15 protein-coding genes are annotated in these 13,964 nt (G+C 70.0%); 9 read left to right on the forward strand and 6 right to left on the reverse strand.

Going from position 1 to position 13,964, the window contains the following annotated elements:
* Positions 1–423 precede the first annotated feature (423 nt).
* Both BDD16_RS07025 and BDD16_RS07030 read left to right on the forward strand, forming a co-directional pair.
* Entirely contained in the window at positions 424–840 is a 417-nt protein-coding gene (locus tag BDD16_RS07025) for a hypothetical protein (RefSeq protein WP_179633287.1), read from the forward strand.
* 162 nt (positions 841–1,002) lie between these two features.
* Positions 1,003–1,635, forward strand: coding sequence for a hypothetical protein (locus BDD16_RS07030; protein ID WP_179633288.1), 633 nt, complete (start codon positions 1,003–1,005; stop codon positions 1,633–1,635).
* 59 nt (positions 1,636–1,694) lie between these two features.
* On the opposite strand, the gene BDD16_RS07035 is transcribed toward BDD16_RS07030, so the two are convergent.
* The 6 genes from BDD16_RS07035 to BDD16_RS07060 form a co-directional block, all read right to left on the reverse strand.
* On the reverse strand, positions 1,695–2,861 hold the full coding sequence (locus tag BDD16_RS07035) for a CaiB/BaiF CoA transferase family protein (RefSeq protein WP_179633289.1): 1,167 nt from the start codon (positions 2,859–2,861) through the stop codon (positions 1,695–1,697).
* A gap of 72 nt (positions 2,862–2,933) precedes the next feature.
* Positions 2,934–3,809 carry a 2-keto-4-pentenoate hydratase gene (locus BDD16_RS07040; RefSeq protein ID WP_246332483.1) on the reverse strand — a complete coding sequence of 292 codons (876 nt, stop codon included), beginning with the start codon at positions 3,807–3,809 and terminating at the stop codon, positions 2,934–2,936.
* Between the two features lie 129 nt (positions 3,810–3,938).
* On the reverse strand, positions 3,939–4,625 hold the full coding sequence (rpe, locus tag BDD16_RS07045; protein ID WP_179633290.1) for a ribulose-phosphate 3-epimerase: 687 nt from the start codon (positions 4,623–4,625) through the stop codon (positions 3,939–3,941).
* A gap of 51 nt (positions 4,626–4,676) precedes the next feature.
* Positions 4,677–5,438 carry an SDR family oxidoreductase gene (locus BDD16_RS07050; protein WP_179633291.1) on the reverse strand — a complete coding sequence of 254 codons (762 nt, stop codon included), beginning with the start codon at positions 5,436–5,438 and terminating at the stop codon, positions 4,677–4,679.
* Positions 5,435–5,845, reverse strand: a complete 411-nt coding sequence (locus tag BDD16_RS07055) for a dihydroneopterin aldolase (protein WP_179633292.1) — start codon at positions 5,843–5,845, stop codon at positions 5,435–5,437. Before BDD16_RS07055 ends, BDD16_RS07050 begins: the two co-directional genes overlap by 4 nt.
* A gap of 1 nt (position 5,846) precedes the next feature.
* A complete protein-coding gene (locus tag BDD16_RS07060; RefSeq protein ID WP_179633293.1) occupies positions 5,847–6,056 on the reverse strand; it encodes a heavy-metal-associated domain-containing protein in 210 nt (69 codons plus the stop codon).
* 217 nt (positions 6,057–6,273) lie between these two features.
* On the opposite strand from BDD16_RS07060, the gene BDD16_RS07065 reads away from it, so the two are divergent.
* From BDD16_RS07065 to BDD16_RS07095, 7 genes are all read left to right on the forward strand, one after another.
* Positions 6,274–7,194 carry a YihY/virulence factor BrkB family protein gene (locus BDD16_RS07065; protein ID WP_179633294.1) on the forward strand — a complete coding sequence of 307 codons (921 nt, stop codon included), beginning with the start codon at positions 6,274–6,276 and terminating at the stop codon, positions 7,192–7,194.
* Positions 7,191–9,188 carry an AsmA family protein gene (locus tag BDD16_RS07070; protein ID WP_179633295.1) on the forward strand — a complete coding sequence of 666 codons (1,998 nt, stop codon included), beginning with the start codon at positions 7,191–7,193 and terminating at the stop codon, positions 9,186–9,188. The genes BDD16_RS07065 and BDD16_RS07070 overlap by 4 nt, the downstream gene beginning before the upstream one ends.
* 121 nt (positions 9,189–9,309) lie before the next feature.
* Positions 9,310–9,816, forward strand: a complete 507-nt coding sequence (locus BDD16_RS07075; RefSeq protein ID WP_179633296.1) for a BON domain-containing protein — start codon at positions 9,310–9,312, stop codon at positions 9,814–9,816.
* A 122-nt stretch (positions 9,817–9,938) separates the two neighbouring features.
* Positions 9,939–10,181, forward strand: coding sequence for a DUF2789 domain-containing protein (locus BDD16_RS07080; protein WP_179633297.1), 243 nt, complete (start codon positions 9,939–9,941; stop codon positions 10,179–10,181).
* An 8-nt stretch (positions 10,182–10,189) separates the two neighbouring features.
* A complete protein-coding gene (locus BDD16_RS07085; RefSeq protein WP_218897724.1) occupies positions 10,190–11,536 on the forward strand; it encodes a PQQ-dependent sugar dehydrogenase in 1,347 nt (448 codons plus the stop codon).
* 34 nt (positions 11,537–11,570) lie between these two features.
* Positions 11,571–11,945 carry a Co2+/Mg2+ efflux protein ApaG gene (gene apaG / locus BDD16_RS07090; RefSeq protein WP_179633298.1) on the forward strand — a complete coding sequence of 125 codons (375 nt, stop codon included), beginning with the start codon at positions 11,571–11,573 and terminating at the stop codon, positions 11,943–11,945.
* The gene (locus tag BDD16_RS07095) at positions 11,942–13,936 is read left to right on the forward strand and encodes a site-specific recombinase (protein ID WP_246332484.1); all 1,995 of its coding nucleotides are present in this window, start codon (positions 11,942–11,944) and stop codon (positions 13,934–13,936) included. The genes apaG and BDD16_RS07095 overlap by 4 nt, the downstream gene beginning before the upstream one ends.
* Positions 13,937–13,964: the final 28 nt, after the last annotated feature.

Raw genomic sequence — 13,964 nt, forward strand, 5'->3', positions numbered from 1 at the left:
CAGGGTGAAAAGTATGCGGGGATCAAATCTCGTCCGGTTCGAGACGGAACCATGTTGAGCGTGAATTCTTTCACGCGTGAAATCGAAATGAAAAACTATGCTCGCATGGCTTTGACGGCGTAACAGGTTACGCCAGCAGTGCAGGCTTTGAGCCTGCTTTACGGGAGTGAAACCATGTAACGCAGAAAAAAACTTCAATCTCAGCGCGAACTTACGTTCCGTCGCCCACAAGATGATACGCAGCATCGTGGTTGTTACGCCGGCAAGGCGTGACGTCGATATTACGTTAGGCCGTGCGGTGAGCGCAGCAGTTCAAAACGGAAGTCGACGGCCTTAGGCTCGGCGTGACTATGGTCGAGGTACAGGTCCGGGCACTGAGTCAACGCCATTACTGACAATGCCGACTGGCATTAGGAGAAGAACATGAGCACGAAACTGATAACCGGCAAGTTGTACAAGAAAGTCGGCAGAGACGAGGTGTATTACTTCGATCAAGACACGCTTCGCTACGTTCAGAGCATCGACACTCTTAACGGCGTGTTTGATGGCGTCCTGCAGGAATCGCCAACAATCGACGCCCTGATTGACGGCGCACCGAAGGGTGATCCGATCGTACCAGGAAGCTATCTCGCCAAGAGCGAGATATCCGACACCGTGTATTTTATCGACTCGCTCGGAGGAGCGGTGAAAAAGCGTGCGATATCGACCTCGCCCGTATTTGAAGCGCGCAGCTTCAAGTGGAGCACCATCATGACAGTGCCCTGGCTGACACTGGGAGCGATTCCTGACGGGCCAGCGATAACGATTGGTTACGACGACAACGGTAATCCGATCACGTAATTAGATTGCGTTGATTGAACGCACGGCGAATCGAGGCTTATTGCTCCGGGCGATCGGAGTCCGATTCTGGCACCTCTATCTGGCCTAATCCGGCCTAACAAATCGTTGGACCGGAGCGGCGCGGCAGCTCGTTTCGCAAGTTGATTGCTCGGCGGAGCTTGAATGAATTCGCGCCGCCCGGTCAACTCAATCGTTAGGGTGCGCCGTGAAAAGGCGCTTTTTTCTAGGCGCCTGTCGGACTTGAGCTATACCAAGATTCCAATGCGCAAAATTCATTCGTTCTTCATCGCCATCGCACTTTGCACGACAGCGCTGGCGCATGCCGGCACACAGGTACTTGGTTTCGAGATCGGCGTCACAACAGTCGAACAACTCAGGGAAACTCTATCGAAGAAAACAGAGCTTGAGCCGTCTGGCACGAACAAGTACTCCGGCGGAGAAATGTTGAAGACGGATGGTGCGGTCTATGATATTGAAGGCCTCACCAGCGTCTTGTACGTTTTCGATGACCAGAAGAAACTCGCTGGCGTGTTCATGGACATGGGAAAACATCGGTTCGATGCCATCTTCCAGTTCCTGAGCAAAAAGTACAAAGTATCTGCGCAACAGCATCCGTTTGTCGGCGATCAGTTCGCAAGTTTCCGCCCGGCCGATACCCTCATCGAAATGGATGCTCCGCACCTCGGATTCACGATGGAAGTCCGGTATATCCGGAACGACCTCTTGCAAAAATTCAAGGCGCAAAGCAAGGCCGAGGCCGCAGCGAAGAGGAATTCAGAGGCCTCGAAGTTCTGAGTATTGCCTGATCGGGTGGGTAGCTGGAGTCAAGCCCAATACCCTCCTGCTGAAACAACTCAGCGCAACGTCAGCGCCGGCGCCGTCAACCGCTGCATCCCCTCGTCCCGCGTCACCGGCGCCCGCCCGAACAGCGCCTCATGCGCGCCCAGCACCGGCGTGACGCAGCAATCCGCGCCCGCGAACCGCTCGACCCACACCGCCAGCGGCCGGCTGGCGATCAGAGCCCCCAGCTCGTCGATCAGCCCCCGCGCCGCCTCGCTGCCCGGCGCTTCCCCCAGGCTCCAGTGCCGCGCCGCCCAGTCCTCGCGCCCGACCACCGCGCACACGCCCTGCCAGAACTTCAGCTCCAGCGCCCCGACCGCCAGCCAGCGGTTGTCGGCGCAGCGGTAGAGGTTGTAGCAAGGCACGCCGCCGTTGAGCAGCGACGCGCCCGGTGCGGGCGACTCGCCGTCAGCCAGCGCGTCGGTGCCGAGGATCACCTGGTGCTGGCGCACCGCGTCGGTCATCGACACGTCGACCCAGCGCCCCTGCCCCGTCCACTGCGCGCCGAGCACGGCGGCCAGCGTGCCGATCGCCGCGGTCTGCGCGCCGCCGAGCTGGTCGGCGATCTGCAGGTGGCTGAAGACCGGGCGGCCGTCGGGCGTGCGCGTCTGGTCGACCACGCCGGCCAGCGACAGGTAGTTCAGGTCGTGCCCGGCCGCCAGCCGCAGCGGGCCTTCCTGCCCGTAGCCGCTGATGCTGGTCAGCACGGTGGCCGGGTTGATCGCCTGCAGCGCCTCGTAGCCCAGGCCGAGCCGCTCCATCACGCCGGGCCGGAAACCTTCGACGACCGCGTGCGCCTCGGCGACCAGCGCGCGCAGCGTGGCGAGCTGGTCCGGCTGCTTCAGGTCGAGCACCAGCCGGCGCTTGCCGTGGTTGACGACGCGGTAGAAGTGCGAAACGCCGTCTTCACCCGGCCCCATGTAGGCCGCGTCATCGCCCGGCAGACCAGGGCGGCCGGGCAGCGGCGGCTCGACCTTGAGCACCTGCGCGCCCAGATCGGCCAGGTGCCGGCACGCCATCGGGCCAGGCAGCAGCCGCGACAGGTCCAGCACCCGCAGCGGCGCCAGCGGTCGCTGACGCTCGGACGCGGGCGGGCCGTCGTGGGCGGTGATCGGGGGGGCCTCGGTCCAGGCGTCAGCCCATGACCGGGCGCCCTGCGGGGGGGTCTTCTCGGCAAGCATGCGGGGTCTCCTGCGGATCGATGCCGACCCGATCCGGCATTGTGATCCCCGCGCCCGCCCCGCCTCAACGGGTCAGCGGAACTGCACCTGCACCGCCGGATTGCCCGGCAGGCCGTTGTAGCGCACCTGCACCGCCAGCCCCGGCTTCGGCGGCATCAGCTTCGAGAACGAGCCCAGGCTGAGCACGTCGCCGACCTTGAGCTTCACGCCGTCCGCCTGCAGCGCCTGCGCCAGCCAGACCACCGCGTTGAGCGGGTGCTCCAGCACGTCCGAGCCGCGGCCACGGTCGAGTTCCGCGCCGTTGCCGGAGACGACGACCTGCATGTCGCGCAGCGCCTGGCTGAACTCGGCGGTACGCTGCACGGGGATCGGCGTGCCGACAACACCGTAGCGCGCGCCGACGTTCACCGCGGCCAGCACGTTGCCGTTGATCTTGGCCGGCGTGTCCACCATCAGGTCAGGCAGCTCGATGAACGGGATCACCTGGTCGATCGACTGCAGCACGTCCTCGACGCTGCGGGCCTGGTTGATGCGCGCGTTGCTGACGCGCACGAGCAGGTCGGCCTCGAACAGCGGACGGGCGCCGAACGCGGGGTCCACGATCGCGCCGTCCTTCAGCAGCATCGGCGCATACAGCGCGCCCCACACCGGCGCGGTCGCCTGGAAGCGCTTCTGCACGGCCGGGTTGGTCAGGCCGGCCTTGTAGCCGACCGGGCGGCCGTGCGCGGCTTCCAGCGAGGCGTTGAACTTGGCCCGGGTGCAGGCCGCATCGGCGGCGCTCAGACCCTCGGGCGTGTCCACCTGCCGGCGGACCTGCAGGGACGCCACCAGCCGTGTCACTTCAGCGTCGCTCAGGCAAGCCGCCTGCGCGAGCGGGCCAGCCATCGTCATCCAGCCGGTCAGGACAGCGAGGCCGGCGGCGCGGCGCCATGTGGATTGCTGAGGCATGCTTTTCACTCCGAAATTGAAAAATTCGCAGTGTCAGCCTCAACCTGACGCCAGGCTTGGCCGGGCCCGGCACCAGACACGAATCTTGCGCTGGAACAAGCGCCGTGCGTCTGACCGGGTCGGACCGGATCAGCGCGCCAGTTCGGTGCGCATCGCGTCAACCACGCGGGCGTAGTCGGGCGTGTTGAAGATGGCGCTGCCGGCGACGAAGGTGTCGGCGCCCGCGTCGGCCACACGGCGGATGTTGTCGATCTTGATGCCGCCATCGACTTCGAGGCGGATGTCGCGCCCGCTGGCGTCGATGAGCTTGCGGGCCTTCTCGATCTTGCGCAGCGCCGAGTCGATGAAGCTCTGGCCACCGAAGCCGGGGTTCACGCTCATGATCAGGATCAGGTCGACGCGGTCGATCACCCACTCCAGCACGTCCAGCGGCTCGGCCGGGTTGAACACGAGGCCCGCTTTGACGCCCTCGGCCTGGATGAGCTGCAGCGTGCGGTCCACGTGCGTCGAGGCATCCGGGTGGAAGCTCACGAGGTCGGCGCCGGCCTTGCAGAACGCCTGCGCCAGCGCGTCCACGGGAGACACCATCAGGTGCACGTCGATCGGGGCGGGCGTGCCATCCGGCTTGACCGAGTGCTTCTTCAGCGCCTGGCAAACCATCGGCCCGAAGGTCAGATTGGGGACGTAATGGTTGTCCATCACGTCGAAGTGGATCCAGTCGGCGCCAGCGGCGAGCACGTTTTTCACTTCGTCGCCCAGGCGGGCGAAGTCGGCGGACAGGATGGAGGGGGCGATGCGGTAGGTGGGGGTCGTCATGCCCCGGATTCTAGGGAACAGGCGGGTTACAGCGTGGCTGCAGGGGCAGTTTCAGGCGCCCGGCGCGGCGGGTTCGCGCCACTGCTTCAGATGCTGACCGGCATCGACGAAGACCGTCTGCGCCGTGACACGCCGCGCGTCCAGCAGCCACGCCACGGCGTCCGCCACGTCCTCGGGCGCCACGGCACCCTGCAGCGGTGTCGCCCGCGCGGCGGCGTCGAAGGCGGCCAGATCGGCGTCCGGCAGCGGCAAGGTCGGCCCCGGCGCCACCGCGTTGACACGGAACGGCGCCAGCGACAGCGCCAGCCGTGGCAGCGCCGCGTGCATCGCGCCCTTGGACAGGCAGTAGCTCAGGAACTGGTCGTGCAGGTTGGCGACGTTCTGGTCGAGCACCATCAGCGCCTGCCCGCAGGGAAAGCGTTGTGCGGCCGCCAGCGTCAGCAGCACGGGCACCTCGTAGTGCACCGCGTGGTGCATCCGGAAGCGCTCCAGCGTCACCGAGTCGCGGTCGTCGTTCTCGAAGGCGCTGGCGTTGTGGACCAGCGCCAGCTCGGCCTCGGCGGGCAGCGTCGCCAGCAGCGTCTCGAACGAGGCGAGCGTGGCCGCCGTGTCGGAGAAATCGGCTTGCCAGACGCCCATCGGGCCGTGCGGCGGCGGGTTGAGCTGCTGGTCGAGGGCCTCGGCACGGGCGGTGCCGCGGAAGGCGTGCAGCAGCACGCGCCAGCCGCGGGCGGCCAGCGCCTCGGAGATCGCCCGGCCGACGCGCGAATGCCCGCCGGTGACGAGGGCGATGCGCAGCGGCCCGGCGCTCACGCCAGCGCCCGCGCGGTGGCGTCCACCTTCATCAGCAGGTCGCGGTCGACCGGCGTGAAGAAGCCGATGCTCTCGACGCCGTCGTAGCGCTCGGTCTTGCGCACGCGCACGTCCACGCGCTCGACATGCTCGCTGGCCAGCACGCGGCGGCCGATCTTCAGCGCCAGCGACTCCTGCAGGATGTGGTGCCCCTCGGCCAGCGTGGTGGCGATGGCGTCCACCGCGGCCATGTAGTCGTAGGGCATGGCGTAGCGGTCGAGGTAGAGCGCAGGGTTGAAGAACAGGTGCACGCGCAGGTCGATCACCACGCCCTGCGCCACGCCATGCTCGTCCGGCGCACAGCCGATCTGCGCGCGGGCCTGGTAGCCGTTGATCTCGAAGTAGGGAGCGGTCGGGGAGGCGGACATGTCAGGCGGTCACCTCGAAGCCCGCGTCCTCGACGGCGGCGGCGAGCTGGACGGACGAGACCTGCGCATCGTCGTAGCGCACCTGCGCCTGGCCGGGCGTCAGCGTCACGTTGACGGATTCGACGCCGGGCAGCGCCTGCAGCACGGCGGTGACGCTGCGCACGCAGCCGCCGCAGGTCATGCCGGTGATGGGGAGGGTGAGGTCGGTCATGGTCGGGCCTGTCGGATCGGGGTCGATTCGGGATGGAATCGGATCGGAAATCAGTATAGGACGCACCGCAGCAGGCCCTCGCCGCCTCGGGACATTGCGCCCTTGTCCTACAGCAAGGCGAAGCCGGGGCTGACGCAGCCCGGCGGTGGCGCCCCCCAGGATGGACACAGGGAGCACCGCGCCTGGTGGCACCCGGAATCCCTGCCACGAGTTGCCCATGTCGCACGCCCTGCCGTCCCTTGCACCCGCCACGACTGATCCCGCGGCGCTCCCCGCCAGCGGGTGGTCGTGCTGGATCCTGCTCGGGCGCCGCGCGGTCAAGGCCTGGATCGACGACCGCGCGGCCAGCATGGGCGCGGCGCTGGCCTACTACACGCTGTTCTCGCTGGCACCGCTGTTGCTCATCGTCATCTCGGTGGCCGGGCTGGTGTTCGGACCGGAAGCCGCCCGCGGCGAGATCGAGGCCCAGATGCGTGGCCTCATCGGCGAGGCCGGCGCGGTCTCGCTGCAGGCGCTGCTGGCCAGCGTGAACCGCCCGACCGACGGCCTGGTGGCCACGCTGTTCGGCCTCGGCCTGATGCTGGTGGGTGCCACCACCGTGTTCGCCGAACTGCAGGACACGCTCGACCACATCTGGCGCGCCCCCGCACGGCCGGCCAGCGGCCTGTGGAGCCTGCTGCGCGCACGGGTGCTGTCCTTCGGGCTGATCCTGGGGGTGGGTTTCCTGCTGGTCGTGTCGCTGCTGTTCAACACCGTGCTGGCGGTCGTGCAGCACTGGTGGGCACCGGGTCTGGGCGAGGCCTTTGCCGGCGTGGCGGGACAGGCCGCCAGCTTCACGCTGATGACCCTGCTGTTCGCGATGATCTACAAGATCATGCCGCGCGCCCGCATCGCCTGGACCGACGTCTGGATCGGCGCGCTGGTGACCGCGGGCCTGCTCACCGCGGGCCGCCACGGCATCGGCCTGCTGATCGCCACCAGCGGCGCCGCGGCGGGTTATGGCGCGGCCGGCTCGCTGGTGGTGCTGCTGCTGTGGGTCTACTACTCGGCGCAGATCTTTCTGCTGGGGGCGGAGTTCACCTGGGTCTATGCCCATGCGCTCGGCTCCCACCGCGGCACGGCGGCGGTGCGGGCATGACCCCGCGCTGGCGCCCGGGCCGTCCCCTGCTCGGCGGGCTGGGTCTGCTCGCGCTGCTCTGCATCGGCTTCGCCTGGGGCGAGCGGGCGGGCTGGCCCTGGCTGGCGCAACCCCTGGCGCGGGTCCTGAGCGACCGGCTCGGGCGCACGGTGCAGTTCGGCGCGGACGGGTCAGACCGGCTGCAGCTCCATCTGCTCGGCGGGGTGCGGCTCCAGGCCGACCGGCTGCAGGTGGCGCCACCCGCCTGGGCCGCCAGCCGCCCGCCCACGCTGGACGCGCAGACGGTGCAGCTCGACCTGCGCTACCGCGATCTGCTGACCGGCTGGCGCGGCGGCGCGCTGGTCGTGCAGCGCCTGCAGGCCGATCGTCTGGCGCTGGACCTGCTGCGCGACCAGGACGGCCGCGCCACCTGGCAGACCGGCCAGGGCGCACCCGACACGGACGTGCCGCCGCCGCCGGTGCAGGTACGCACGCTGGCCGTGCAGAACGGCACCGCGCAATTGCAGGACGACGCCCGGCAGCTCACGCTGGCGCTGGACTTCTCGCTGGCGCAAGGAGCAGCTGGTCCGGGCATCCAGGCCAGCGCCACCGGCCGCTTGCGCCAGGAGGCCATCACCGCGGCGCTGCGCACCCAGGGCCCGCTGCCCTGGGTGTCCGGGCCGGATCCCGTGGAGACCGGGCTGACGTTCAATCTGCAGGTCGGTCAGGCCGCGCTGGCCTTCGACGGGCGGGCCGGGAGCCTGTCGACGCTGGAGGGCCTGCGCGGCACCTTCGGCGTCGGCGGGCTGTCGCTGGCGCCGGTCGGACGGGCGCTCGACCTGACGCTGCCGGCCAGCCATCCCTTTGCCGCGGCCGGCAGCGTGGCGCACCACGCGAACCGCTGGGATCTGGACATCGTGCTCGCCACCGTGGGCCGCAGCAGCGTCCACGGGCAGGTGCACCACGACACCGTCGGCGGGCGGGGCCGGGTGACCGGGTCGCTCGTCAGCCCGCTGTTCCAGTTGCGCGATCTGGCGCCTGCGATCGGCGCAGCCCCCGCCGGCACCCCCGCCCCGGCCGGACGCCGCCACCGCACCCTGCCAGACCGCCCCTTCGACCTGGCCGCGCTGCGGGCGATGGATGCCGACGTGCAGCTGTCCGTGGCGCGGCTGGACCTCGGCACCCCGGCGCTGCAGGCCGTGCAGGCACTCGACACCCGGCTGCGGCTGGACGCCGGCGTGCTGGTGCTGGACGCCCTGACCGCCCGCCTGGCCGATGGCCGGGTGACCGGCCGCCTCCAGCTCGACGGCCGGCAGACCCCCGCCCGCTGGGACACCACCCTGCGGGTGCACGGCCTGCGGCTCGAACACTGGGTCCGCGCCGTGAACCGGCCGGGCCAGCCGCCCTATGCCAGCGGCCAGCTCGGCATGACCCTGCAGGTGGCTGGCCGCGGACGCTCCACGGCCGAACTGCTGGCCACGGCCAACGGGCGCGCGGTGCTGCTGTGGACGCGGGGCGCCATCTCGCACCTGCTGGTCGAAGCGGCCGGACTGGACCTGGCGCAGGGGCTCGGGGTGCTGCTGGTCGGCGACGATGTGCTCCCGGTCACCTGCGGCGCGGCCGATCTCCGGATCCACGACGGACGGCTGACCCCGACCATCCTGATGGTGGATACCCGCGACTCCACGCTCTGGGTGGAAGGCCAGGCCTCGTTCGCCAGCGAAACGCTGGCGCTGACGGCGCGGGTGCATCCGAAGGATTTCAGCCCGCTGAGCCTGCGCTCGCCGCTGCGGGTGGAGGGCACGTTTGCCGCACCCCGGGTGCAACTCGAACGCGGTGCACTGCTCGGCCGGCTCGGGCCGGCGGCGCTGCTGGCGCTGGTCACGCCGCTGGCCGGGCTGCTGCCGCTGCTGGACACGGGGGGCGACAGCGGTGCACCCGCGGTCGCCGGCTGCACCCGGCTGATGCGCGGGCAGGTGGGGCCGGTGGCGCTGGGGGCGACCCGGCAGCGCTGAACTGCACGCGGGGCCGCTGTCGGACGACGCCGACACGGCGGCGGCACGCTGGCCGATGGTGCGCGGGCCATTCGGCGCCTACGCTGAGGCCATGCACTGCCAACCGCTGAAAGGACTTCCCATGAACGCCACCCGCACCTCCACCGCCGCATCCACCACCGCCTCGTCTTCCCGTCTGCGCTGGGCCGTGCTGACCGCCGCATCGTCCCTGGTGCTGCTGGCCGCCTGCGGCAAGCAGGACGACCGCACCGTCGGCCAGAAGGTCGATGCCACGGTGAACGCCGTGGAACAGAAGACCGACGACGCCGCCGAGAAGCTGCGCCAGGAGTCGGCCGATCTGAAGGTGCGCTCCGGGGAAGCGCTCGACAAGGCCGCCGACAAGACCACCAGCGCGGCCAACCAGGTGGTCGCGACGGTCGAGGATGCGGCCATCACCACGGCCGTGAACGCCGAGCTGACCAAGGACCCGACGCTGAGCGCCCTGTCCATCAACGTCGACACCGCCGCAGGCGCCGTGACCCTGCGGGGCACCGCGCCCAGCACGGTGGCACGCGAGCGGGCCACGGCGCTGGCCATGGCCGTCAAGGGCGTGCGCAGTGTCGATAACCAGCTGCTGATCAAGGGCTGACCCGCGACGCGACGCAACGCCTCCATCGATGACCGCTTCACCGGCAGGGATCCGGGAGCGCCAGGCGACGGCAGAAACGGCATGCGCCGCATGATCTTGTTCGCACCCCAGGAGACCGCACCATGGACACCCTCTTCCATTCGATGAAGGAACTCTTCGCCCAGCTGGGCCTGGACGACGATCCCGCCGCCATCCGCGCCTTCATCGCGCAGCACCGGCCGCTGCCGCTGGAAACCCGGCTGTTCGACGCGCCGTTCTGGTCGCCCTCGCAGAGTGCGCTGATCCGTGAGAAGCTGCAGGAGGACGGCGACTGGTCCGTCCTGATCGACACCCTGAACACACAGCTGCGCGCCAGCCCGGTCTGAAGGTCGCCATGCCCATGTCACGATGCACCAGCCCCACTGTCCGCCTGCCGATGGCCCTGGGCCTCGCGGTGCTGGCGCTCGCCGGCCTGACCGCCTGCGGTGAAACCGCGCGCCTCACCGTGCGCGACGGCACCGGCCCGGATCCCGTGCTGCCGCCTCCGGTGCGCACGCTGCTGCCGACGGCGGTGATCGCCCCGGCCGCCGGCTGGCCGGCCGGCCAGAAACCGACGCCCGCGCCCGGTCTGGCGGTGCAGGCCTTCGCCGAAGGGCTCGACCACCCGCGCTGGCTCTACCGCCTGCCCAATGGCGACATCCTCGTCGCCGAGACCAACGCCCCCGCCCGTCCGCCCGCCACCGGGCTGCGCGCCTGGGCGACCCGCTACCTGATGGGCCGCGCCGGCGCCCGCTCCCCCAGTGCCGACCGCCTGCTGCTGCTGCGGGACGCCGATGGCGACGGTCAGGCCGAAACGCGGCATGTCTTCCTCGCCGGGCTGCACTCGCCGTTCGGCATGGCGCTGGTCGATGGCCGGCTGTACGTGGCCAATGCCGACGCCGTGGTGTCGGTGCCCTACCGCGACGGTGACGTGCAGGCCAGCGAGGCGCCGACCCGGCTGGTCGGCCTGCCCGGCGGCCCGCGCAACCACCACTGGACCAAGAGCCTGATCGCCAGCCCCGACGGCCGCCACCTCTACGTCGGCGTCGGCTCGAACAGCAACGTCGCCGAACACGGCCTGGCCGAAGAAGCCGGACGGGCCGCGGTCCACGAGATCGACCTGCCCGGCGGCGCATCGCGGATCTTCGCCAGCGGCCTGCGCAACCCGGTCGGCCTGGCCTGGACACCCGGTCCGGCGCCCCGGCTGTGGACCGTGGTCAACGAGCGCGACGAACTCGGCAGTGACCTCGTGCCCGACTACCTCACCGCGGTCGAGCCCGGCGCCTTCTACGGCTGGCCCTGGAGCTACTACGGCGACCACGTCGACACCCGTGTCCAGCCACCCAACCCGGCCGCCGTCGCCCGCGCGCGCCGCCCCGACTACGCGCTCGGCCCGCACACCGCCTCGCTCGGCCTGGCGTGGCTCGACCAGGGACCGCTGCAGGCCGTGCTCGGCACCGGCATGGTCGTCGGGCAGCACGGCTCGTGGAACCGCCAGCCGCCCTCGGGCTACCAGGTGGTCCACGTGCCCTTCGTCGGCGGCCGGCCCGGCGGCTGGCCCCGCACCGTGCTCGACGGATTCCTGGACGAGACCGGGCGGGCCCGCGGCCGGCCGGTCGGCGTGGCGCAGGACGCCAGCGGCGCGCTGCTCGTCGCCGATGACGTGGGCAATGTGGTCTGGCGCGTCACGCACCAACCGTGACACGCGCCGGAAACCTTGCGTCTATCATCCGCCCATGCCGCACCCCCAGTTCACCTGCACCGTCCTTCCCGCCTATCTGGCTGAACACTCCGACGCGTCGAAAGGGATCTACGCCTTCTCGTACACCATCACGGTGGTCAACACCGGCGACACCGTGGCGCAGCTGATCGGGCGCCACTGGGTCATCACCGACGTCGCCGGCCACACCGAGGAAGTGCGCGGACTGGGCGTCGTCGGCCACCAGCCGGTGCTCAAGCCGGGCGAGCGTTTCGAGTACACGAGCTGGACCCGGCTCGCCACGCCGCGCGGCCAGATGCGCGGCACCTTCTTCTGCATGACCGAAGACGCGCAGCCCTTCGACACCCCCGTCCCCGCCTTCGAGCTGTCGCAAGCTCACGCACTGCATTGACGGGGCTGCTGCACCGCCTCCGCACGGTCTGGGCCGCACGCCCGGCCGCCGATCTGCCCACCCTGCTCGACACCGCCGACCCCGGCGCCCCGCGCGCCGATCGCCACCTCTGGCTGATCGCGCTGGTCGACGCCCTGCGCCCCGCCGACACCGCGGCCGGCGACACGGCCACGCCGCTGGCACGGCTGGGCCACCTGCTCGACCTGCTGGACGCCGACCCCCTGCTGGCCAGGCGCTGCCGCGTGCTGCTGCGCTCGGTCTTCGCCACCGCCGACGCCGGCACGCTGCTGGCGGATTTCGGGTTCTCGCCGCGCTCGGGCTTCGGTGCCGAGCTGATCGACCGGCTGCGCCTGCTCACCCTGCCCGGCACGCCCGACACCGGCGACCTCGGCCAGCTCTTCCAGATGGTCTTCCACGACCCGCGCGACGCCGACTGGCTCGGCGCCATCGACGCGCCGACGCTGGCCCGCATCGAGCGGCTGCTGGTCGACGACCACGTGCGCGGACACTGGCACCAGGCGCTGATCGACTCGGTGCAGATGCTGGCCAGCCAGGTGCGGGCGGTCGGGCTGTCGGCGTCGATCCGGCCGCGCATCGATCCCACGCTGCTGGCCGACCGGCCCTTCCACCAGCTGGCCCAGGCCGCGGCGCTGCTCTCCGATGCGGCTGATCCACACGAACAGCAGCAGCAGATCAATTACCTGCGCGTGCTGCTCGACACCTGCCGGACGGCCGCCGCCAGCGTGCGCGAACACCTCGACGCCTGGGGCGTGTCGGTGGACGTGGTGTTCCAGATCGAGCAGCTCCACGAGCGCATCACCCGCATCGAGGCCCTGCTGAACTGCCTGGCCGCCGCCGAGCCGGCGCGCGAGTGGCAGCTGCTCACGGTGGCCTTTGCGCGCAGCGTGCAGACGCGGCGCAGCGTCGGCGCACTGTTCTCGCACCACTACGCCATGCTGGCCCGCAAGGTCGCCGAGCGCAGCGCCGCCACCGGCGAGCACTACATCACCCGCACGCGGGACGAGTACGTCGACATGCTGCGCCGCGCCTGCGGCGGCGGACTGGTGATCGCGGGCACGACGTTCCTGAAATTCTTCATCGGCGCGGTCACGCTCTCGGCGTTCTGGGCCGGCTTCTGGACCGGCACCAACTACGCGGCCAGCTTCGTGCTGATCCACCTGCTGCACTGGACCGTGGCGACCAAGCAGCCAGCGATGACGGCCCCCGCCATGGCCGCCAAGCTCGAAGGCGTGGTGGACAGCGACGCGGCCACCGAGGACTTCGTCGACGAGGTCACCCACCTGATCCGCACGCAGATCGCCGGCATCCTGGGCAATGTGCTGGTGGTGGCGCCGGTGGTGGTGCTGATGCAGCTCGCCGCCTGGGCGCTGCAGGGTGCGCCGCTGATCGATGCCCACACCGCCCACCACGTGCTGGACAAGCTCACGCTGCTCGGGCCGACCCTGCTCTACGCGGCGTTCACCGGCGTGCTGCTGTTCCTGTCGAGCCTGATCGCGGGCTGGTGGGAGAACTGGTTCGTCTTCCACCGCCTGGACAGCGCCATCGCGCACAACCCGCGCATCGTGCGCTGGCTGGGCCGCGCGCGGGCGCAGCGCTGGTCGGGCTGGTGGCGCGAGAACATCTCGGGGCTGGCCGCCAACTGCTCGCTGGGGATGATGCTCGGACTGGTACCGACACTGGCCGCCTTCTTCGGGCTTCCGATCGAGGTGCGCCACGTCACACTGTCGGCGGGCCAGATCGCGGCCGCGCTGGGCACGCTGGGGGTGCCGGTGCTGCACGATCCGGCCTTCTGGTGGTGCGTGGCGGCGATCCCGCTGACGGGCGCGCTCAACGTGCTGGTGAGCTTCACGCTGGCCTTCCGGCTGGCGCTGCGCTCGCGGGGGCTGAAGGTGCGTGACCGCGGGCGGCTCTATGCGGCGCTGCGCCGGCGCGCACGTTCGGCGCCGGGCAGTTTCCTGCGTCCGGCCTGAGGCCGTGGTCCCCGGCGGACGCAGGGCT

The organism is Sphaerotilus montanus, from assembly GCF_013410775.1.
GTDB lineage: Bacteria > Pseudomonadota > Gammaproteobacteria > Burkholderiales > Burkholderiaceae_C > Sphaerotilus > Sphaerotilus montanus.

Excerpts from the sequence above, each read along its gene's own strand:
- rpe (WP_179633290.1), bottom strand. The coding sequence starts at position 4,625 with ATGACGACCCCCACCTACCGCATCGCCCCCTCCATCCTGTCCGCCGAC.
- BDD16_RS07055 (WP_179633292.1), bottom strand. The coding sequence starts at position 5,845 with ATGTCCGCCTCCCCGACCGCTCCCTACTTCGAGATCAACGGCTACCAG.
- BDD16_RS07040 (WP_246332483.1), bottom strand. The coding sequence starts at position 3,809 with ATGCCTCAGCAATCCACATGGCGCCGCGCCGCCGGCCTCGCTGTCCTG.
- BDD16_RS07080 (WP_179633297.1), top strand. The coding sequence starts at position 9,939 with ATGGACACCCTCTTCCATTCGATGAAGGAACTCTTCGCCCAGCTGGGC.
- BDD16_RS07085 (WP_218897724.1), top strand. The coding sequence starts at position 10,190 with ATGCCCATGTCACGATGCACCAGCCCCACTGTCCGCCTGCCGATGGCC.
- BDD16_RS07025 (WP_179633287.1), top strand. The coding sequence starts at position 424 with ATGAGCACGAAACTGATAACCGGCAAGTTGTACAAGAAAGTCGGCAGA.
- BDD16_RS07030 (WP_179633288.1), top strand. The coding sequence starts at position 1,003 with ATGAATTCGCGCCGCCCGGTCAACTCAATCGTTAGGGTGCGCCGTGAA.
- BDD16_RS07035 (WP_179633289.1), bottom strand. The coding sequence starts at position 2,861 with ATGCTTGCCGAGAAGACCCCCCCGCAGGGCGCCCGGTCATGGGCTGAC.
- BDD16_RS07065 (WP_179633294.1), top strand. The coding sequence starts at position 6,274 with ATGTCGCACGCCCTGCCGTCCCTTGCACCCGCCACGACTGATCCCGCG.
- BDD16_RS07070 (WP_179633295.1), top strand. The coding sequence starts at position 7,191 with ATGACCCCGCGCTGGCGCCCGGGCCGTCCCCTGCTCGGCGGGCTGGGT.
- BDD16_RS07075 (WP_179633296.1), top strand. The coding sequence starts at position 9,310 with ATGAACGCCACCCGCACCTCCACCGCCGCATCCACCACCGCCTCGTCT.
- apaG (WP_179633298.1), top strand. The coding sequence starts at position 11,571 with ATGCCGCACCCCCAGTTCACCTGCACCGTCCTTCCCGCCTATCTGGCT.
- BDD16_RS07060 (WP_179633293.1), bottom strand. The coding sequence starts at position 6,056 with ATGACCGACCTCACCCTCCCCATCACCGGCATGACCTGCGGCGGCTGC.